Genomic DNA, 20,053 nt, shown 5'->3' on the forward strand with positions numbered 1-20,053 from the left:
GGAGTGCACCGGACCATCATACGCCCGACGCCCCCGATCCTCCAATCCGGCGGCGCCCCGCGGCGACCACGCCGAGCACCACACCCGCCAGATCCGCGACGACATCCACCGGGTCCCCCGTCCGCAGCGGCACCCACGCGTGCTGCACGAGCTCGCTCACCGGCGCGTGCACCGCGAACGGCAGCGCCCACCACGCGCTCCGCCCCCGCCACACCGCGAGGAACGCGGGCAGCGCGAACACGGCCACGTGGATCGCCTTGTCCAGTCCGGGCACGGTGAACCCGGCCTCCGGCACCTGCTCGCCCGGCAGGTACAGCACCACCAGCTGCACCGCGACGGCGACGGCCAGCGCCGCCGCCAGGGCGCGGCGCCGTCGTGGGGAAGCGGGGGCGGAGGGAGCGGCCGGGGAGCCGGAAGGAACGGTCATCCGCCCATTCTGTCCGGCTTCTGCGCCGGGCACTCATGGTCCCCGCCCTGCTGAAAAGGAGCTATGTTTTTGCCATTTCTGCGCCGATCATGTGATGATCACCCCATCCGGGTGGGCTCGTTCCGCCAGGATGCCGGTGTTGACAGCGCCGCCCAGGGCCGAGGGACCGCGATGGCTTGAGCAGAGAGCTCGCCGTTCGTGGACTCGGGACCCGGCGGGATGCCCTCCACCTCCCCGGCCCCCTGGCCGCGACGTGATCGGTACGCCACCTTCCGCCCTGCGGAGCCGTGCCCTGACCGGACCGCGCCGGGGGATCGGGACGTCCACAGTCACTCGTGCGAAAGGAAGTCCGATGCCGCCCTCCCAGGACGCAGCATCCCTGACCCAGCTCGGCGTGATCGGGGTGATCCTGCTCGTCGCGCTGTTCTACGGCGGGACCATGATCATGTCCGTGGCCATCTCCAAGAAGAAGGAGAACGCCGACGCCTACATGACGGCCGGCAATCGGATCGGCTTCGGCGTGTCCGCCGCCTCCATGACGGCCACCTGGATCTGGGCCGCCTCCATGTACGCCTCCGTGACCGCCGGCTACACGTACGGCGTCTCCGGCCCCCTCCACTACGGCCTCTGGGGCGCCCTGATGATCCTGTTCATCTACCCGTTCGGCCGCCGCATCCGCGCGGTCGCGCCGCGCGCCCACACCCTCGCCGAGGTCATGTACGCCCGGCACGGCCGCTCGTCGCAGCTCATGCTGGCCGGCTCCAACGTGCTCGGCTCCGTCATCTCCCTGACCTCCAACTTCATCGCCGGCGGCGCCCTGATCTCCCTGCTGTCCCCGCTGTCCTTCGGCGCGGGCATCCTGATCGTGGCCGCGGGCGTGCTGCTGTACACCCTGTGGTCCGGCTTCCGCGCCTCCGTGCTCACCGACTTCGCCCAGGTGATGGCCATGCTCGGCGCGACCGTCATCATCATCCCCGCCGTGTTCTTCGCCGCGGGCGGCCCGGGCATGTTCCAGGCCGGCGTCGAGGCCGGCCACGTCACGGCCCAGCAGCAGAGCTTCTTCTCCTCCGAGGCGTTCATGAACCAGGGGGCGCCGTACATCGCCGCCGTGCTGGCCTACGCGATCGGCAACCAGACCATCGCCCAGCGCCTCTTCGCCGTGCGTGAGGACCTCATCAAGCCCACCTTCATCACGGCCACCCTCGGCTACGGCGGCACCGTGATCGGCGTCGGCATGCTCGGCGTCATGGCGCTCTACCTGGGCGTCGAGCCGCTCGACGGCGACGTCAACAACCTCCTGCCGCAGATGGTCGCCGACCACCTGCCGCTGGCGCTCGTGGCCCTGGCGTTCCTGATGATCATCGGCTCGCTGTCCTCCACCGCCGACTCGGACCTGTCCGCCCTCTCGTCGATCGTGATGACGGACGTCTACGGCCAGTCGGTCGGCCGCCAGAACGCCGACCCGAAGACCATGCTGCTGATCGGCCGCATCACCATGATCGTGGCGACGGCGGCGGCCCTGTACTTCGCCACCGCCAAGTTCGACATCCTCGACCTGCTGGTCTTCGTGGGCGCCCTGTGGGGCTGCCTCGTGTTCCCCGTGATCGCGTCCTTCTACTGGGGCAGGATCACCAACGTCGCGTTCACGGCGTCCGTGCTCGCCGCGCTGGCCGTGTTCCTGCCCGTGCGCTTCGAGTGGATCCCGCTCGAGGGCGCCTGGGCGTTCGTGGTGGAGACCCTCGCGATCCTCGGCGTGGGCGTCGTGCTGGGCATCATGTGCTTCGGCTTCTTCGGCCTGCGTCCGGCGGTCGTGGTCGGCGCGATCGCCTCGGTCGTGATGCTGTTCCTCGGCTACGGCTTCCTGCGGGACTACGCCACCCTCACGGGCTCGCTCGTGGCCTACGCCGTGTCCTTCCTCGTCTGCTGGGGGCTCTCCGTCCGCTCCGGCCAGGACTTCGACTTCGACCGGATCGCGCGCGTGACCGGCGACTTCGACCCCGCGACCGAGGACCTGCCGCAGGTCGAGCGTGCCTCGGCCTCCGTGTCCTGATCCCTCCGTCCCCCGACTCGCAAGGAGCATCCGCATGACCGTCGGTCTGACCCTGTACGTCCTGATGTGGCCCGTCCTCGTGCTGGCCGTCCTCGTCGCGATCGCCCGCGGCTTCGTCGCCGACTGGGCCGCGGCCCGCCGCCAGGGCCGCTCGATCATCTGAGGCCTCCGCCGGGGGCGGTCCGTGACCCTGGTGGTCCTCGCCCTCGACACGGTCTTCCGCCTGACGCCCGCCGAGACCTCGGCCGCCATCCCGGGCATCGCCGGGCTCGAACACTTGCTCGTGACCGCCGGTCTCGCGCTGCTGTTCGTCGCCCTGTACGGCGGCGTGCGGGAGCGTCAGGCCCACCTCGAGACGGGCCGCGCCGGCGGCGCCGTCGTCGAGGGGGCCTGACCCGCTCGATCCCCTGCTATACCGCGCCCGCGTCAGCGAGCGCGGTCGAGCAGGATCACGTCCAGGCGGCGCGGCCCGTGCACGCCTTCGACGCGCTCGAGCTCGATGTCGCTCGTGGCCGAGGGACCGGAGATCATGGTGATCGGCGCCGTCGCCTCCACGCGGGCCAGCGCCTCCGGGAAGAGCTCCACCACGGAGTCCAGCGGCACGATGCACACGTGGTGGTCCGGGACCAGGGTGATCGCCCGGCGGCCCTCGTCCGGGCGGCCGCTGAGGAAGATCGTCCCGGTCTCCGCGCAGGAGACCGTCGAGGACGTCACCACCGCGTCCACCTCGTTCAGCGCGTCCACGCTGAGGGGCTCGCGCTCGCCGTCGTGGGCGCCGCGGACCGCGGCCCGCTCCCCCGTGTGGCCCACCGCGGGCTCCGTGATGCGCTCCCGGCCGGCCCCGCGCGAGTCCGCGGGGAGCCAGTCCGGCTCCAGACCGGCCGGCACCACGTACCGGGCGTCCGGGCCGAGCAGCTCGGCGATGGCCGCGGCCACCGTCTCCTCGGTCTCGTCCCGCACGGAGGCGCGGTAGTCGATCAGCCGGTCACGCAGCATCTCCACCACCTCGGCCCGGTCCCGGGAGGAGGTCCGCCGGTAGGTGCGCTGCACCGGGTCCGCGACCGGGCCGTCCGCCGTCGCCTCGCGGATGCGCCGCAGGATCTCGGCCTTCGCCTCGCTCATCGTCCGTCCTCCTCGACGTGCTCGTCCTCCTGGCGGTCCAGCCCTGCGACGCCGTCCAGGGCGGTCCGGTGCTCGGTCTCATCCTTGTGGCGGGCCCACCAGTTGCGGAAGGACTCCCGCGGGGGCGCCGGCACGTCACGCTCGTCGGTCCAGCCGCCGGCGATGCCCGGCAGCCAGCCGAGCACCCGGTCCGGCCCGGCCGCGACCCGGCCCAACCCCAGGCCCCGCTCGGCCAGCGACATGCGCCGACCCGAGGACATCACCACGGAGGCGCCCTTCATCGCCACGTCCATCTGCGAGGGCGTGACGGACTCCACCGCCGTCTTGGCGCGGGCCAGGGGGCCGCCGGCGGCGTCCTTCTCCGTGCGCAGGGCCTTCCGGGCGGCGTGGGTGGCCTGCACGTCCTCGTCCCGGAGGTGGATGAGGATCGAGGGGATGTCGATGGCCACGGGGCACACGTCGTAGCACGCGCCGCACAGCGTGGAGGCGTAGGGCAGGGTGCCGTTCTCCCCCGCGTCCACACCGGTGAGCTGCGGGGAGAGGATCGCGCCGATCGGGCCCGGGTAGACCGAGCCGTAGGCGTGGCCGCCGGTCTGCTCGTACACGGGGCACACGTTCATGCACGCCGAGCAGCGGATGCAGTGCAGCGCGGAACGGCCCTTCGGGTCGGACAGCACGGCGGAGCGGCCGTTGTCCAGCAGGACCAGGTGGAACTCCTGGGGACCGTCGCCCTCGGTGACGCCCGTCCACATGGAGGTGTACGGGTTCATCCGCTCGCCCGTGGACGAGCGCGGCAGCAGCTGCAGGAACACCTCGAGGTCCTCGAAGGTGGGCACGAGCTTCTCGATGCCCATCACGGTGATCAGCGTCTCCGGCAGGGTCAGGCACATGCGGCCGTTGCCCTCCGACTCGACGACGGAGAGCGTGCCCGTCTCGGCGACGCCGAAGTTCGCCCCGGAGATCGCCACCTTCGTGCTCAGGAACTTCTCGCGCAGGTGCCGGCGTGCGGCCTCGGCCAGGTCGGCCGGCTCGGAGGTGAGGCTCTCGTCCGTCTCCGGCATCTCCCGGAGGAAGATGTCCCGGATCTCCCGGCGGTTGCGGTGGATCGCCGGGACGAGGATGTGGCTGGGCCGGTCGTGGCCGAGCTGGACGATGAGCTCGGCCAGGTCCGTCTCGACGGCGGCCACACCGGCATGCTCGAGCGCGGCGTCCAGGCCGATCTCCTGGGTGGCCATGGACTTGACCTTGATCACCTCGTCCACGCCCTTGGCGGTGACGAGCTCCGTGATGATGCGGTTGGCCTCGGCCGCGTCCCGGGCCCAGTGCACGACGCCGCCGCGCGCGGTGACCTCGGACTCGAGCCGTTCGAGGAGCGCGGGCAGGTCCGCCATGACGGACTGCTTCAGCGCGGAGCCGGCGGCGCGCAGCTCCTGCCAGTCCGGCAGCTCCTCGACGACGCCGGCACGCTTGGCACGGATGGTGTGGGTGGCCCGGCGGATGTTGGCGCGCATCTGGTCGTTCCCCAGCTGCTCGCGGGCAGACTCGGGGAACGGGGTCTTCAGCAGGACCTCGCCCTCGCCGTGGACGGGGCGGACGGTGGGCATTCCCAGGCGCACGCGGGTGGGTGCGGTGCTCATCGGCGGGCCTCCTCGACACGGGCGGACGGTCCGCGGCGGACGCCGGCGGACGTGGGGATGGACAGTTCGACGGGGCCGTCGACCTCGAGCGGGTTCTCCCGGGTGGCCGCGAGGATCTCGGCGAGGTGGACGGTGCGCAGCGGGCGGCCGTCCTGACCGCGCGCCTCTCGACGGTGCATGGCCCCGTCCAGGTGGAGCAGACAGGAGGCGTCGCCGCCCGTGCAGAGGGAGGCGCCGGACGCGGTGACCTTCTCGATCTTCTCCTCCGCGATGGCGGCGGAGACGTCCGGGTTCTTCAGGGAGAAGGTGCCGCCGAAGCCGCAGCACTCCTCGGCGTCCGGCAGCGGGCGCAGATCGATGTCCGCGACGGTGCGCAGCAGGTCCTCCTGACGCGAGCCCAGGCGCAGCAGGCGCATGCCGTGGCAGGAGGGGTGGTAGGTCACGGTGTGCGGGAACCAGGAGCCGAGCTGGGCCGCGGCGTCCGTCACCCCGAGGACGTCCGTGAGCAGCTGGGACAGCTCGAGGGTGCGGGAGGCGACGACCTCGGCGTCGCGGGCCAGCCCCTCGTCCCCGCCGGAGCGGGCGACGTCCGGCTGCTGGTGGCCGAGCGAGGCCACGCAGGAGGCGGAGGGGGCGACGGCGAGGTCGTAGTCGGCCTTCATGAAGGTGCGGACGTGGTTGCGCACGACGGGGAGGGCGTCCTCCATGTATCCGCTGTTGACGTGCATCTGCGAGCAGCAGACCTGGCCGGGCGGGAAGACCACCTCATGGCCGAGCCGCTCGAGGATGCGGACGGTGGCGAGGGCCACCTTGGGGTACATCGCGTCCACGATGCATGTGGCGAACAGGGCGATTCTCATGCCGGTCTCCGTTCCGGACGGGGCGCCTGGGGCGCCGTGCGGTGCGGCAGCACACGGGTGCCGTAGTGGTCAGACCATATCATGCCAGCCGCTTGCGAGGTGACCGCCCTCACAGTACGCTCCTTGGTCTGACCACAGTGGTCCGACCATCACCGGCCCGACCGGATCCCGCCCCGTCCCCTCGCCCACCGGGAGACCCCCGTGCACACCTTCACCCCCACCCCCGATGCCGCCGGCAGCGTCGCGCTCTCCGCCGCGCTCGGCGTCCTGCCCCTGCTGACGTTCTTCGCCACCCTCCTCGGTCTGCGCCTCAAGGCCTGGCAGTCGGGCCTCGCCGCCCTCGTAGTGGCCCTGCTCGTGGCCGTGCTGGGCTTCCACATGCCGGCCCACCTGGCGGCGCTGGCCGCCGCCCAGGGAGCGACCTTCGGCCTGTTCCCGATCGTCTGGATCGTCGTGATGGCGCTGTGGTTCTACCAGGTCACCGTGCTCTCCGGGCGATTCGACGACATGCGCGCGATCTTCGACTCGCTCGGCGGCGGAGACATCCGCATCCAGGCCGTGCTCATCGCGTTCTGCTTCGGCGGCCTGCTCGAGGCCCTCGCCGGCTTCGGCGCCCCCGTGGCCATCACGGCCACCATGGTGCTCGGCCTGGGTGTGCCCCCGCTGCGGGCGGCCACCGCCGTGCTGCTGGCGAACACCGCGCCCGTGGCCTTCGGCGCCGTGGGCACCCCCATCACCACCGCCGGCACGCTCACCGGCATCCCCGCCTCGCACATCGGCGCGATCGTCGGCCACCAGGCCCCGTTCGTGGCCGTGTTCGTGCCGTTCCTGCTCGTGTTCATCATCGACGGGCTGCGCGGCGTGCGGCAGACGTGGCCGGCACTGATCGTGATCGGCGCGAGCTTCGCCGTCGCCATCTGGCTGGCCTCGACCTACTTCTCCTACGAGCTCACCGACGTCGTGGCCTCCCTGGTCTCCCTCGCCGCCGCCGTCCTGCTGCTGCGCTTCTGGCGGCCGCGGGGCGCCGAGGAGGCCCGCCAGCGCCTCGACGCCCCCGCCCGCGCGGCGGCGCAGGACCTCACCCCCGGCCGGATCTTCATGGCCGTGCTGCCCTACATCGTGGTCGTGGCCGTGTTCGCCCTGGCCAAGCTGGTCCCCTCGATCACCGCGGCCCTGAACGCCGCCACCGCCAAGATCCCGTGGCCCGGGCTCGACGGGCACCTCGTCGACGCCTCCGGCGCGCCCCTGGCGAGCACCGTGTACAAGTTCGAGTGGCTGGCCTCCCCCGGCACGCTGCTGCTGATCGCCGGCCTGATCATGGCCGTGGTCTACTCCCGGTTCGACCACGACGGCCGGTTCCCGCTCTCGGTGGGGAACGCGCTCGCCGAGATCGGCCGCTGCTTCGCCCGCATGCGCTGGTCCGCCCTGACGATCGTGATCGTGCTCTCCCTGGCCTACGTCATGAACTTCTCGGGCCAGACGGTCGCCATGGGCACGTGGGTGGCCGGCCTGGGCGCGGCCTTCGTGTTCCTGTCCCCGGTGCTCGGCTGGCTCGGCACCGCCGTGACCGGTTCGGACACCTCCGCGAACGCGCTGTTCTCCACCCTGCAGCAGACCGCCGCCACGAACATCGGCGCCGATCCGGCCCTGCTGGTGGCCGCCAACACCTCCGGCGGCGTCGTGGGCAAGATGATCTCCCCGCAGTCCCTGGCGATCGCCGCGACGGCGGTCGGCATGGAGGGCCGGGAGTCCGAGATCCTGCGCCGCGTGGTGGTGTGGTCGCTCGTGCTCCTGCTGGCGGTGTGCACGCTCGTGTACCTGCAGTCCAACGTGCTGGCGTGGATGCTGCCGGCGGCGGGCTGACCGCCTGCACCACCCGAGCGGGGCGGCGTCCGTCGGTAGGATGGACGGTCGCCGCCCCGCCCCCTCGGGTCGCCGCCCCGCCCCCTCGGAAGGTCCGTCCATGACCGCTGCCCCCGCCTACACCATCGTGCTCGACTGGCTCGAGGCCGAGCTGCGCTCCGGCGCCGTGGTCGTGGGGGACAAGCTGCCCGGCGAACGCACCCTGGCCGAACGCTTCGGGATCTCCCGGGCGTCCGTGCGGGAGGCCACCCGGATGCTCGAGGCCATGGGCCTGATCCGCGCCAGCGCCGGCTCCGGGCCGAACTCGGGGGCCGTCGTCGTCTCCGAGCCGTCCGCGGCGCTGGGCTGGGCGCTGCGCCTGCACATCGCCACCCGGTCCCTGCCGATGGCCGACGTCGTCGCCGCGCGCGTGCTCCTCGAGACCGATGCGGCGCAGGCGGCCGCCGCCACCTCCGGCGACCCCGAGAGCGTCGCCGTCCTGGCCGAGGTGGAAACCCTGCTGGACCGGATGGACGACCCCGCGCTGCCGGAAGAGGACTTCCACCTGCTCGACACCGAGTTCCATGTGCGGCTGGCCACCCTGGGCGGGAACGTCGTGACGGCGATGATGCTGGACTCCCTGCGCCAGGCGACCATCGGCTACGTGACCGAGACCGTGGCCGGGCTGTCCGACTGGCCCGCCGTGCGCGCCGGCCTGCAGGCCGACCATCGGCGGATCCTCGCCGCCTCCGCCGCCGGGGACGGCCGGGCGGCCGCGCAGGAGCTGCGGGAGCACGTCCTCGGCTTCGCCGCCCTCGCCCAGGCCGGCAGGGTGCCCGCCGGCGGCTGAGCCGGCGAAGGGTCCGGCGCGCGCGGGGTCCCGCCGGACGGACGGCTCCGGCGGTTCAGGCGGTGAGGCCGTGCACCAGGGCGCCCACGCCCACGGCGGTCAGCGAGCCCAGCGCACAGCAGAACTCCACGAGCATGCCCATGCCCATGGCCGTGAGCGCGCCGATCGAGCTGCTCAGGGCGGCCCGGGCGTCCCGGGTGCGGGCCCACTGGGAGGCGAACAGGCCGACGGCGAAGCCGAGGAACAGACCCACCACCGGGATCACGAAGAACCCGACGGCGGCGCCGGCCACCCCCCACAGGATCGGGCCGCGGGTGACGCGTTCACGTCGCAGCCGTCGGCCGGTCAGCACCGCGGACGCGCTCAGCCCCGCCACGGCGAGACCGGCCGCGATGACGCCGAACGTCCAGGACGCGGGGGAGCCCAGCAGCGCGGCCCAGCCGAGAGCCGTCACGAGGTTGAGCAGCGAGCCGGGCAGGACGGGGTACACGGTGCCCACCAGCCCCACCAGGAGCAGGAGCACGGCCACGAGGGAGATCAGCGCGGGAGTCACCGCACCAGTATGACGGGACGGGCACCGCGGTGACGTATGCATGGGCGATCGCGCAGCGGCCCCCGCGCCCTCGCTGGAACGTGCCGGATGGGCTAGATTCGCCGCATGTTGGTCGCCGTGCCCACCGAAGTGAAGAACAACGAGTTCCGTGTGGCCCTGACGCAGGGCGGGGTCCAGGAGCTGGTGCGCGCGGGCCACCAGGTCCTCGTGCAGTCGGGGGCCGGCGTCGGCTCCGGCGCCTCGGACCAGGACTACCGCGACGCCGGCGCCGAGCTGGTCGACGACGTCGACGAGCTCTGGGAGCGCGCCGAGCTGGTCCTCAAGGTCAAGGAGCCGCAGCCGGAGGAGTACGGTCGCCTGCGCCGCGGCCAGGTCCTCTTCACCTATCTGCACCTGGCCGCCTCCCCCGCGTGCACGCGGGCGATCCTGGACGCCGGCACGACGGCGATCGCCTACGAGACGGTCACCCGCGGCCGCTCCCTGCCGCTGCTGGCCCCCATGAGCCAGGTGGCCGGCCGCCTGGCCCCCGCCGCGGGCGCCTACCACCTCCTCCAGCCGCAGGGCGGCTCGGGCGTGCTGATGGGCGGCGTGCCCGGCACCCGCCGCGCCCGGGTGGCCGTGATCGGCGGAGGGGTGGCCGGCGAGGCGGCGGCCGTGATCGCCGCGGGCATGGGCGCGGACGTGACCGTCCTGGACATCTCCCTCGAGCGGCTCGCGCAGCTGGACGCCGTCCACCAGGGCCGGATCCGCACGCTGGCCTCGTCCCACCTGAACATCGGTGAGACCGTGGCGGACGCGGACCTCGTGATCGGCTCCGTGCTGATCCCCGGCGCCGCGGCCCCGAAGCTGGTGACCGCCGAGATGGTGGAGTCCATGCGGCCCGGCTCGGTGCTGGTGGACATCGCGATCGACCAGGGCGGCTGCTTCGAGAACTCGCGGGCCACCACCCACCAGGACCCGACGTACCTCGTGGGGGACAAGATCTACTACTGCGTCTCCAACATGCCCGGCGCCGTGCCCCAGACCTCCACCTCGGCCCTGACCAACGCGACGCTGCCCTACATCAAGCGCATCGCCGACCTCGGATGGCGTGCGGCGCTGGCCGCGGACGAGGGCTTCGCCGGGGGCCTCAACGCCCACGACGGCGCGCTCACCCTGCCCTCCGTCGCCACGGCCGTGGCCGACGAGCTCGGCCTGGACCCCCAGAAGGACGTCCGCGTCACCTCCGAGGTGCTCGCGGAGGCCTGAGCCCCGCGCCCGTCGCGCGCGGGGCCGGCCGGCCGCTCAGAGCCCCGCGAGGAACGCCCGGTGGAAGGACCAGTCGCCGGTCACCTCAGGGTGGAAGGCCGTGGCGAGCAGGTGGCCCTGCCGCACGGCCACGGGCAGCCGCGCGTCGCCGTCGAGCCCCGGTTCCGCCGCGGGCACGGACAGGCGCGACGCCGGCACGCTCGCCAGGACCTCGACGCCCTCCCCCGCCTGGACGACGGCGGGGGCGCGGATGAACACGGCGTGCACCGGCTCCGCCGCGACCGCGGGGATGTCCAGGTCCTCCTCGAACGAGTCCACCTGCGCGCCGAAGGCGTTGCGCCGCACGGCCACGTCCAGCACGCCGAGCCCGCCCTGATCCGGCGCCGGGTTGCGGATCTCGCGGGCCAGCATGATCAGCCCCGCGCACGTGCCGTAGGCGGGCAGCCCGTCGCGGAGGGCGGCGATGAGCGGGTCCTTGAGCCCCATGATCCGGGCGAGGCGGTCCATCACGGAGGACTCGCCGCCGGGCAGCACGATGCCGTCCAGACCCTCGAGGTCCGCGGGGCGGCGCACGGGGCGCGTGCGCGCGCCGAGGGACTCGAGCACGTGGGCGTGCTCCCGCACGTCGCCCTGGAGGGCGAACACGCCGACGGTCTTCTGTGGACTCACCAGCCGCGCTCGGCCAGGCGGTGCGGGGCGGGCAGGTCGCCCACGTTGATGCCCACCATGGCCTCACCCAGGCCGCGGGAGGCCTCGGCGACCGCCATCGGGTCGTCGAACTGGGCGGTGGCCTTGACGATGGCGCGGGCGCGCTCGGCCGGGTTGCCGGACTTGAAGATGCCGGAGCCCACGAACACGCCGTCGGCGCCCATCTGCATCATCAGGGCTGCGTCGGCCGGGGTGGCCACGCCGCCGGCGGTGAACATCACGACGGGCAGGGCGCCGGTCTCGGCGACCTCGCGCACCAGCTCGTACGGCGCCTGCAGCTCCTTCGCGGCCACGTACAGCTCGTCCTGGGCCAGGCCCTGGAGCTGGGCGATCTCCTTGCGGATGGTGCGGATGTGCTTCACGGCCTCGGAGACGTCGCCGGTGCCGGCCTCGCCCTTGGACCGGATCATGGCCGCGCCCTCGGTGATGCGGCGCAGGGCCTCGCCGAGGTTGGTGGCGCCGCACACGAAGGGCACGTCGAAGTCCCACTTGTCGATGTGGTTCACGTAGTCCGCCGGGGAGAGCACCTCGGACTCGTCGATGAAGTCCACCTTGAGCGCCTGCAGCACCTGGGCCTCCACGAAGTGGCCGATGCGCGCCTTGGCCATCACGGGGATGGACACGGCCTCGACGATGCCGTCGATCAGGTCGGGGTCGGACATGCGGGCCACGCCGCCCTGGGCGCGGATGTCGGCCGGGACCCGCTCGAGCGCCATGACGGCCACGGCGCCGGCGTCCTCGGCGATGCGCGCCTGCTCCGCGTTGACGACGTCCATGATCACGCCGCCCTTCATCATGTCCGCCAGGCCGCGCTTGACGCGGGTCGTGCCGGTGCCGCGGGCGCCGTCGTCGGCGGCGGAGGCGGTGGAGGCGGAGAAGCTGCGGGCGCGCTCGTCGCTCATGGTGGTCCTTCCGAAGGGGTGGCGGCCCCGGCCGCGGGGCGGCTGGCCGGGGCGAAGACGCGGTCAACTCTAGTCCCCCGGCGGCGCAGCCCGGCCCGCGTCACGGACGACGACGTCACCCGGCCCCGTGCCGGCGCAGCGTGCGGCGTCGGCGCCACACGACGAACGCAGCCACGGCCGCGAGGATCAGCACGAGGGCGAGGGCGCCCCGGCCCTCTCCGAGCGCCGCGCCGATGACGGCCCACACCACGGCCATCCCGACGGTCCCGTACACCACGCCCCACAGGAACGTGCCGAGCGCGGCCGCCGGCAGGAACCGGCGCCAGGGCATGCGGGCGACGCCGGCGGAGCCGATCACCGCCGTCTGGATGCCCACCGTGAGGTAGCAGAACGGGATGGCCCACACCCCGTGGCGCTGGATGAAGCGCTGGGCGCGGACATAGACGGGCCCCTCCATCACGCGGGCGAACCAGCGGGTCCGCTCGACGCCGGAGGCCAGCCCCCGCCCGAGCGAGAACACGATCAGGGTGCGCAGGATCGCCAGCATCCAGAAGAACCCGATGGACCACAGCAGCGGCAGCCCGTCGATCCACGCCATCATGGGCGGAGCCACCCGTCGGTGCGGGGACTCATGCGCGCGCCCCGGCCGTGCTCACGCGTTCCAGAGCCCGTACGAGTCCGCGAGGTCCGCGATCTTCTGGGCGCGCAGCACGCGGGGCAGGTACGAGCCGTCGCCGACGGCGGCGCCCTGAGCATGCTTCTCGAGCAGGTCGCGGGCCCACGCGAGCTCGTCCTCGGACGGGGACATCGCCCGGTTGACCCAGTCCACCTGATCCCGGTTCAGGACGAGGCGGCCGGTCATGCCCATCGAGGCGGTGACGGCGCTGGAGTCGACGACCGCGTCCTCACCGTCCGCGTTGCCGGGCGGTCCGTCGATCGCCCCGGGCAGACCGCCCACGCGGGAGGCGATCACCATGCGGGAGCGGGCGTAGGCCATGGCCAGCGGGTCCTCGCCGACGCCGACGTCCTTGCGGAAGTCGTTCACGCCGAAGGCGAGACGGAACGTGCCCGGCGCCTTGGCCACGGCCGTGGCGTTCTCGATGCCCAGGGCGGACTCCAGCAGGGCGATCACCGGGGTGCCGGCGCGCAGACGCATCGCGGTGAACGTGACCTGCTCCGGCTCCTCGGTCTCGGCCAGCACGACGCCGCGCACGCCGTCGAGACCCGCGAGCGCCTCGAGATCCCGCTGCCAGTGGACCGTGGAGGTCGCGGAGATGCGCACCCACGCCGTCATGCCACCGGAGAGGGCGTCCACGACGTGCTGGCGGGCCGCGTCCTTCTGCTCCTCCGGCACGGCGGCCTCGAGGTCGAAGATGACGGAGTCGGCCTCGGAGGCCAGGGCGGGGGCGAACGCGTCGGGGGTGGCCGCGTTGACCAGCAGCCAGGAGCGGCTGAGCTTGGCGGGCAGGGCGGCGGCGCGACGGTTCCTCACGGGCATGGCCTCCAGCCTAGCCCGCCGCGGCCGTCCGCCCGCGGGCCCCTTCCCACCCGCGGGAGGCCTCACATCCGCTCGCAGCGGGCGAGACGGACGGCCGTAGCATGGAGAGGCCGTCGGTCCGTCCGACGCCGCCGACCCCCGACCGCCAGGAGTACCCGATGCGCCCGCCCTCCCCTTCCCGCGCCCTGCGGATCACGGGTGCCGTGGCCGCCGCGTGCCTGCTGGCCGGCTGCGCGGTCGCCCCCGACCTGGCCGAGGACTCGGCGTCCGACGACGGCGTGCCCCTGCCCGCGACGGAGGGGTATCAGCCGCTGACGGTCCACCTCGCCGTCGCGGAACCGGAGGCGGTCCCGGGGACGAGCGGCCGGCCCTTCGGCTGCGGCGACCTGCTGGTGCCCGTGCAGACCGTGCCGACGGACACCGAGGACGAGGCGGACACCGCCCTGGACTTCCTGTTCGCGGACGAGCGCGGCTGGCACGGCGACCCGTCGCTGTGGAACGCCGTGTTCGACGCGCGCGAGACCCTCACCCCGACCGGGCACCGCCGCGAGGGCGACGTGGAGATCTTCACCTTCACCGGCACCGTGACGCCGGAGGACGAGTGCACGGCCGAACGGATCCGCGCCCAGCTGCAGGCGACCGCCGCCGCCTTCACGTCCGCGGGCCAGGTCCGACTCGAGGTGGACGGCCGGGACCTCGACGACGTGTTGGGGCTCGAACCGCTCCGCCTCGGCGAGTCCGTGGACGTCCCGCAGGGGGACCCCACGCCGAGTGGGGAGCCGAGCGACGGATCCGGCGGGCAGACGTGGGCGCCGGCCGAGGAGTCGTCGTGGGGTCCCGCCGAGCCGACCCAGGGCACGTGGTCCCCCGGCCAGGAGCCGAGCGCCCCCTGACCGCGCGACCCGCCGTCGTCGCCCGTCATCGGACCTTCGGGCACGGCCGCGCCGTGCTATAGGGTGCCGAGCGTGCGGAACCTCCGAGATCACCTGTCCCAGCGCGCCGTCGGCGTGAAGCAGTCCGCGGTCCGCGACGTCTTCGACATCGCGATGGACCCGAACCTCATCTCGCTCGCGGGCGGGAACCCGTGGCTCGCCGACCTGCCCCTCGACGAGCTGGGCCGGATCGCCTCCGACCTGATGACCCGGTTCGGCACGGAGTCCCTGCAGTACGGCCCGGGCCAGGGCACCGAGGAGATGCGTGCCGCCGCAGCCACCGTCATGGCCGCCGACGGCATCCCGGACGCGGATCCCGACCTCGTGGTCATCACCCCCGGCTCGCAGGCCGCGATCGACACCGCCTGCCGGGCGTTCGCGAACCCGGGCGACGTCGTCGTGGTGGAGGACCCCACGTTCGTGGGCGCGTTGACCACCTTCACCACCTGGCAGCTCGAGGCCGTGGCCACGGGCACCGACGACCACGGCCTGGTGCCCGCGGCCCTCGACGAGACCCTGACCCGCCTGGCCGCCGAGGGCCGCCGCGTGGCCTTCCTCTACACGATCCCCTCGTTCGCGAACCCCTCGGGCGCCCTGCTGCCCCCGGGCCGCCGCGCCGAGGTGGGCGCGATCTGCGAGAAGCACGGCGTGCTCATCGTGGAGGACAACCCGTACGGGCAGATCGCGTTCGACGGCGAGCCCGTCGCCCCGATCGCCGCCGACCACCGGGACAACGTGGTCCACCTCGGCACGATGTCCAAGATCTTCTCCCCGGGCATGCGCATCGGCTGGGCGCTCGTGCCGGCCGCGCTCCAGCGCGAGTTCTACCTGTGCGCGGAATCGGCCTACATCCACGCGTCCACGTACTCGCAGATGCTCTCCACCGCCTTCGTCACGCAGCTGGACTGGCAGGGCCACGTCCGCCACGTGACCGGGCTGTACCGCGAGCGGGCCGCGGCGCTCGTGGACGCGGTGCGTGAGCACTGGGACCCGGCGGTCGAGTTCATCACCCCGCAGGGCGGCTTCTTCCTGTGGGCCACCCTGCCGGCCGGAGTGGACACCCTCGAGGTGATGCACCGCGGCATCGAGGCGGGCGCGGTGTTCGTGCCGGGGGCGGCCTTCACCCCCGTCGAGGGCACACACTCCACCCTGCGCCTGGCGTACTCGTTCGTGGAGGCCGAGAAGCTCGTGGAGGGCGTGCGGCGCCTGGCCCCCGCGGTGAACGAGTCGATCGACCGGGCCCGCTGAGCCGCGGCGGGCGCCCACGACGACGTCGGCCCGGCGCGTCTGCCGGGCGTGCGGCCTCTTCCCCCGGCCCGCGAGATCGTATACGATCTCGACCATGACGCAGAGCACACCGGACCCCACGCCCACCGTCACCGAGCACGACTTCACCGTCCGGGAGAACCGGCCGGGCAAGGTGCTCGCCGTCCACCTGAACTACCCCTCCCGCATCGCCCAGCGGGGCCGGTCCCCGCAGGCCCCCGGCTACTTCCTCAAGGCCGGCACCTCCCTCGCCGGCAGCGGCGACACCATCGAGCGCCCCGCCGGCACCGAGCTGCTCGCCTACGAGGGCGAGATCGCGCTGATCATCGGCCGCACCGCCCGGCGCGTCAGCCCGGAGGAGGGCTGGTCGCACGTCTCCGGCATCACCGCCGCCAACGACTGGGGTCTCTACGACCTCCGCCACGCGGACAAGGGCTCCAACGTCAAGAACAAGTCCGGCGACGGCTTCACCCCGCTCGGCCCCGCGGTGATCTCCGCCGCGGGCCTGGACCCGGCCGCCCTGCGCGTGCGCACCTGGGTCAACGGCGAGATCGTCCAGGACGACACCACCGAGGGCCTCGTCTTCCCGTTCGGCCAGCTCGTGGCCGACCTCTCGCAGCTCATGACGCTCGAGGAGGGCGACGTCATCCTCACCGGCACCCCCGCCGGATCCTCCGTGGCCCAGCCGGGCGACGTCGTCGAGGTGGAGGTGGACGCCCCCAGCGCCCCCGGCGCACCGACCACCGGCCGCCTGGTGACGACGGTCGTCGACTCGGAGCACTCCCTGGCCCCGTTCGGCGCGCAGCCGCAGGTGGACGACGTGCAGCGCGAGGAGGCCTGGGGCTCCCGCGAGGCCGCCGGTCTGGCCCCGCAGGCCGCGGCGCCGTCGTCGTCCGCGGTGGACGAGAACGGCCACTGGGTCGCGAGCGCCCCGCAGCCGGACCGCTCCCTGCTGACCCCGGAGCTGCGCGCCAAGATCGACGCCATCGCGGTGGCCACCCTCACCGCCCAGCTGCAGAAGCGCGGCGTCCAGAACGCGACCATCGACGGCCCGCGCCCGATCCACCGGGGCCGGCGCGTCCTCGGCTACGCGAAGACCCTGCGCTACATCCCCAAGCGCGAGGACCTGGCCAAGGAGTTCGGCGGCGGCTTCAACGCCCAGAAGCGGGCCATCGACTCGGTGCAGCCGGACGACGTGGTGGTCATGGAGGCCCGTGGCGAGCACGGCACCGGCACCCTCGGGGACGTCCTGGCCCTGCGCGCCCAGGTGAACGGCGCGAACGCCGTGATCACGGACGGCGGCATCCGCGACTCCGCCGCCGTCGCCGAGGTCGGCCTCCAGGTGTACGCCGGCGCCACGCACCCGGCGGTGCTGGGCCGCCGTCACATCCCGTGGGAGGTCGGCGGCACCATCGCCTGCGGCGGCACCACCGTGCAGCCCGGCGACATCATCGTCGGCGACGACGACGGTGTGGTGGTCATCCCGCCGTCCCTGCTCCAGGAGGTCGTGGACGACGCCTACGAGCAGGAGCTCCAGGACGCCTGGGCGTACGAGCAGGTCAAGGCCGGCTACCCGGTGGACGGGATGTTCCCCCCGAACGCCGAGTGGAAGGCCAAGTTCGCCGAGTACCGCAAGACCCTGCCGGACGCCCCGGCCCCGGAGGGCGACGCCTGAGCATGCGCCGCACGGACATCGGAACGGTCGGCCTCGCAGGCGCCCCCGTCTCCAAGGCGGACCGCGCCTACCAGGCGATCCTCGAGGGGATCCGGGACCAGCGCCACGAGCCGGGCGACCGGCTGGTGCTGTCCCAGATCGCCGCGGAGCTGGGCATGTCCGTGGTGCCCGTGCGGGAGGCGATCCGCCGCCTGCAGTCCGAGAAGCTGGTGGCCTACGAGCGCAACGTGGGCGCCACCGTGGTGGGCATCGACCCGGTCGAGTACCGCCACACCATGGAGACGCTGGCGCTGGTGGAGGGGTTCTCCACCGCCCAGTGCGCCCCGCACGTGACCGCCGAGGACCTCGCGGCGGCCCGCGAGGTGAACGCGACCATGCGCGCGATGACGGAGTCGGAGACGGCCTGGGACCCGGTGGCGTTCACCGAGCTCAACCGTCGCTTCCACTCGATCCTGTTCGAGCATCACCAGAACGAGCACGTGCACGACCTGGTGCACCGCGGCTGGAACCGCCTGGCCGCGCTGCGCTCCTCCACGTTCGCGTACGTGCCCGGTCGGGCGGTGGCCTCCGTGGACGAGCACGAGCACCTGCTGCGCCTGATCGAGGACGGGGCGCGCTTCGAGGAGATCGAGGCCGCCGCCCGCGCCCACCGCCTGAACACCCTGCACGCCTACCTGGAGCACAGCGCCGAGCCGTCCGCGTGACCGCCGGCCGGACCGGCGCCGACGCCGGCTGCTCCAGGCCCCGATCATCAGACCCACCCGAAGCACTCAGTGAAAGAGACACCATGACGGAGAAGACCAGCATCGAGGCCCGCAAGCCCGCGGGCCTGCCCGACGTCCTGCGCCACTACATCGACGGCGAGTTCGTCGACTCGATCGACGGCGACACCTTCGAGGTGCTCGACCCGGTGACCAACGAGCCGTACCTGACGGCCGCCTCCGGCAAGGCCGCGGACATCGACCGCGCCGTCGCCGCCGCGAAGCGGGCCTTCGAGTCCGGCGAGTGGTCCCAGGCCCTGCCGCGCCAGCGCTCCCGCGTGCTGCACCGGATCGCCGACATCATGGAGACCCGCGGCGACCAGCTGGCCGAGATGGAGTGCTTCGACACCGGCCTGCCGATCAAGCAGGCGAGGGGCCAGGCCGCCCGCGCCGCCGAGAACTTCCGCTTCTTCGCGGACCTGATCGTGGCCCAGCACGACGACACCTTCAAGGTGCCGGGCCGCCAGATCAACTACGTGAACCGCAAGCCGATCGGCGTCGCCGGCCTGATCACCCCGTGGAACACCCCGTTCATGCTGGAGTCCTGGAAGCTGGCCCCGGCCATCGCCACCGGCAACTCGGTGGTGCTCAAGCCCGCCGAGTTCACCCCGCTCTCGGCCTCCCTGTGGGGCGGGATCTTCGAGGAGGCCGGCCTGCCGAAGGGCGTGTTCAACATGGTGCACGGCTTCGGCGAGGAGGGCTACGCGGGCGACCCGCTCGTGAAGCACCCGGACGTGCCGCTGATCTCCTTCACCGGCGAGTCCCGCACCGGCCAGATCATCTTCGCCAACGCCGCCCCGCACCTGAAGGGCCTGTCCATGGAGCTCGGCGGCAAGTCCCCGGCCGTGGTGTTCGAGGACGCGGACCTGGACGCGGCGATCGACGCGACCATCTTCGGCGTGTTCTCCCTGAACGGCGAGCGCTGCACCGCCGGCTCCCGCATCCTGGTCCAGCGCTCCGTCTACGACGAGTTCGTGGAGCGCTACGCCGCCCAGGCCTCCCGCGTGAAGGTCGGCCTGCCGGACGACGAGACCACCGAAGTCGGCGCCATCGTGCACCCGGAGCACTTCGAGAAGGTCATGTCCTACGTGGAGATCGGCAAGACCGAGGCCCGCCTGGTGGCCGGCGGCGGCCGCCCGGAGGGCTTCCCCGAGGGCAACTTCGTGCAGCCCACCGTGTTCGCGGACGTGGCCCCGGACGCCCGGATCTTCCAGGAGGAGATCTTCGGCCCGGTGGTGGCCATCACCCCCTTCGACACGGAGGAGGAGGCCCTCGAGCTGGCCAACAACACCAAGTACGGTCTGGCCGCCTACATCTGGACCAACGACCTCAAGCGCGCCCACAACGTCGCGCAGAACGTGGAGGCCGGCATGGTGTGGCTGAACTCCAACAATGTGCGGGACCTGCGCACCCCGTTCGGCGGGGTGAAGGCCTCCGGCCTGGGCCACGAGGGCGGCTACCGCTCGATCGACTTCTACACCGATCAGCAGGCCGTGCACATCAACCTCGGCGAGGTCCACAACCCGGTGTTCGGCAAGCAGGAGCAGGCCGCGGCGCAGATCGACGGCTGACCCCGCGCTGACCGGCGACCATGACGGCGCCCGCACCGTCCCCGCGACGGTGCGGGCGCCGTCGTCGTGGTGGGGCCGGGCCGGGTCTCTCCCCCGGCCCACCGACGCGGGTTGAGTTGTCGCGGGTGCGGGCGCCCCGGACCCGCGACAA

At 72.9% G+C, this 20,053-nt stretch carries 20 protein-coding genes; 11 read left to right on the top strand and 9 right to left on the bottom strand.

Annotation, left to right across the window (positions count from 1 at the left end; all coding sequences use genetic code 11):
* Window positions 1-16: 16 nt before the first annotated feature.
* Window positions 17-427, bottom strand: a complete 411-nt coding sequence (locus tag ABIB16_RS10325; protein WP_060974163.1) for a VanZ family protein — start codon at window positions 425-427, stop codon at window positions 17-19.
* A 352-nt stretch (window positions 428-779) separates the two neighbouring features.
* Here ABIB16_RS10325 and ABIB16_RS10330 point away from each other — a divergent pair, with 352 nt between their 5' ends.
* Genes ABIB16_RS10330 through ABIB16_RS10340 form a run of 3 tightly spaced genes read left to right on the top strand, consistent with a single transcriptional unit; the run spans window position 780 to window position 2,871 of the window.
* Complete coding sequence (locus ABIB16_RS10330; RefSeq protein ID WP_354436258.1) at window positions 780-2,477, top strand: sodium:solute symporter family protein; 1,698 nt, start codon at window positions 780-782, stop codon at window positions 2,475-2,477.
* 34 nt (window positions 2,478-2,511) lie between these two features.
* Window positions 2,512-2,640, top strand: coding sequence for a putative transporter small subunit (locus ABIB16_RS10335; RefSeq protein ID WP_208857705.1), 129 nt, complete (start codon window positions 2,512-2,514; stop codon window positions 2,638-2,640).
* 21 nt (window positions 2,641-2,661) lie between these two features.
* Window positions 2,662-2,871: a hypothetical protein gene (locus ABIB16_RS10340; protein ID WP_020624127.1), complete on the top strand. Its 210-nt coding sequence runs from the start codon at window positions 2,662-2,664 to the stop codon at window positions 2,869-2,871.
* Window positions 2,872-2,903: 32 nt separating this feature from the next.
* Here the strand turns inward: ABIB16_RS10340 and ABIB16_RS10345 are convergent, their stop codons facing one another.
* From ABIB16_RS10345 to ABIB16_RS10355, 3 genes are read right to left on the bottom strand one after another with little or no spacing between them, the layout of a single operon-like run.
* Window positions 2,904-3,599 carry a LutC/YkgG family protein gene (locus tag ABIB16_RS10345; RefSeq protein ID WP_044658796.1) on the bottom strand — a complete coding sequence of 232 codons (696 nt, stop codon included), beginning with the start codon at window positions 3,597-3,599 and terminating at the stop codon, window positions 2,904-2,906.
* The gene (locus ABIB16_RS10350) at window positions 3,596-5,236 is read right to left on the bottom strand and encodes a LutB/LldF family L-lactate oxidation iron-sulfur protein (RefSeq protein ID WP_122054686.1); all 1,641 of its coding nucleotides are present in this window, start codon (window positions 5,234-5,236) and stop codon (window positions 3,596-3,598) included. Before ABIB16_RS10350 ends, ABIB16_RS10345 begins: the two co-directional genes overlap by 4 nt.
* Window positions 5,233-6,096, bottom strand: a complete 864-nt coding sequence (locus ABIB16_RS10355; protein ID WP_122054688.1) for a (Fe-S)-binding protein — start codon at window positions 6,094-6,096, stop codon at window positions 5,233-5,235. The genes ABIB16_RS10350 and ABIB16_RS10355 overlap by 4 nt, the downstream gene beginning before the upstream one ends.
* A gap of 201 nt (window positions 6,097-6,297) precedes the next feature.
* Between ABIB16_RS10355 and ABIB16_RS10360 the strand changes: the two genes are divergently transcribed.
* On the top strand, window positions 6,298-7,959 hold the full coding sequence (locus tag ABIB16_RS10360; protein WP_122054690.1) for an L-lactate permease: 1,662 nt from the start codon (window positions 6,298-6,300) through the stop codon (window positions 7,957-7,959).
* Between the two features lie 100 nt (window positions 7,960-8,059).
* Window positions 8,060-8,788, top strand: coding sequence for a FadR/GntR family transcriptional regulator (locus ABIB16_RS10365; RefSeq protein ID WP_002857917.1), 729 nt, complete (start codon window positions 8,060-8,062; stop codon window positions 8,786-8,788).
* Between the two features lie 55 nt (window positions 8,789-8,843).
* Here ABIB16_RS10365 and ABIB16_RS10370 read toward each other — a convergent pair whose 3' ends face one another.
* Complete coding sequence (locus tag ABIB16_RS10370; protein ID WP_044658794.1) at window positions 8,844-9,341, bottom strand: DUF456 domain-containing protein; 498 nt, start codon at window positions 9,339-9,341, stop codon at window positions 8,844-8,846.
* A 105-nt stretch (window positions 9,342-9,446) separates the two neighbouring features.
* On the opposite strand from ABIB16_RS10370, the gene ald reads away from it, so the two are divergent.
* Entirely contained in the window at window positions 9,447-10,589 is a 1,143-nt protein-coding gene (gene ald / locus ABIB16_RS10375) for an alanine dehydrogenase (protein ID WP_122054692.1), read from the top strand.
* 36 nt (window positions 10,590-10,625) lie between these two features.
* Here the strand turns inward: ald and pdxT are convergent, their stop codons facing one another.
* The 4 genes from pdxT to ABIB16_RS10395 all read right to left on the bottom strand — a co-directional run bounded on the left by pdxT (window position 10,626) and on the right by ABIB16_RS10395 (window position 13,697).
* Window positions 10,626-11,258, bottom strand: a complete 633-nt coding sequence (gene pdxT, locus ABIB16_RS10380) for a pyridoxal 5'-phosphate synthase glutaminase subunit PdxT (RefSeq protein WP_170721351.1) — start codon at window positions 11,256-11,258, stop codon at window positions 10,626-10,628.
* Window positions 11,255-12,199, bottom strand: a complete 945-nt coding sequence (gene pdxS / locus ABIB16_RS10385; protein ID WP_036313496.1) for a pyridoxal 5'-phosphate synthase lyase subunit PdxS — start codon at window positions 12,197-12,199, stop codon at window positions 11,255-11,257. Before pdxS ends, pdxT begins: the two co-directional genes overlap by 4 nt.
* Window positions 12,200-12,314: 115 nt before the next feature.
* Window positions 12,315-12,800 (bottom strand): DedA family protein, encoded by a 486-nt coding sequence (locus ABIB16_RS10390; RefSeq protein WP_060974159.1) that lies wholly within the window; start codon window positions 12,798-12,800, stop codon window positions 12,315-12,317.
* Between the two features lie 51 nt (window positions 12,801-12,851).
* Window positions 12,852-13,697: an HpcH/HpaI aldolase/citrate lyase family protein gene (locus ABIB16_RS10395; RefSeq protein ID WP_101967618.1), complete on the bottom strand. Its 846-nt coding sequence runs from the start codon at window positions 13,695-13,697 to the stop codon at window positions 12,852-12,854.
* Between the two features lie 158 nt (window positions 13,698-13,855).
* Between ABIB16_RS10395 and ABIB16_RS10400 the strand changes: the two genes are divergently transcribed.
* The 5 genes from ABIB16_RS10400 (at window position 13,856) to hpaE (ending at window position 19,902) form a co-directional block, all read left to right on the top strand.
* Window positions 13,856-14,590 (top strand): GerMN domain-containing protein, encoded by a 735-nt coding sequence (locus ABIB16_RS10400; protein ID WP_101967619.1) that lies wholly within the window; start codon window positions 13,856-13,858, stop codon window positions 14,588-14,590.
* Window positions 14,591-14,662: 72 nt separating this feature from the next.
* Entirely contained in the window at window positions 14,663-15,877 is a 1,215-nt protein-coding gene (locus ABIB16_RS10405; protein ID WP_101967620.1) for an aminotransferase-like domain-containing protein, read from the top strand.
* A 94-nt stretch (window positions 15,878-15,971) separates the two neighbouring features.
* Complete coding sequence (locus ABIB16_RS10410) at window positions 15,972-17,570, top strand: fumarylacetoacetate hydrolase family protein (protein ID WP_101967621.1); 1,599 nt, start codon at window positions 15,972-15,974, stop codon at window positions 17,568-17,570.
* 2 nt (window positions 17,571-17,572) lie between these two features.
* A complete protein-coding gene (locus tag ABIB16_RS10415) occupies window positions 17,573-18,274 on the top strand; it encodes a GntR family transcriptional regulator (RefSeq protein ID WP_041102616.1) in 702 nt (233 codons plus the stop codon).
* An 83-nt stretch (window positions 18,275-18,357) separates the two neighbouring features.
* Window positions 18,358-19,902 carry a 5-carboxymethyl-2-hydroxymuconate semialdehyde dehydrogenase gene (gene hpaE / locus ABIB16_RS10420; RefSeq protein ID WP_354403209.1) on the top strand — a complete coding sequence of 515 codons (1,545 nt, stop codon included), beginning with the start codon at window positions 18,358-18,360 and terminating at the stop codon, window positions 19,900-19,902.
* Window positions 19,903-20,053: the final 151 nt, after the last annotated feature.

The sequence above is a fragment of the Micrococcus sp. UYEF5 genome (assembly GCF_040546065.1).
Classification (GTDB): Bacteria; Actinomycetota; Actinomycetes; order Actinomycetales; family Micrococcaceae; genus Micrococcus; species Micrococcus luteus.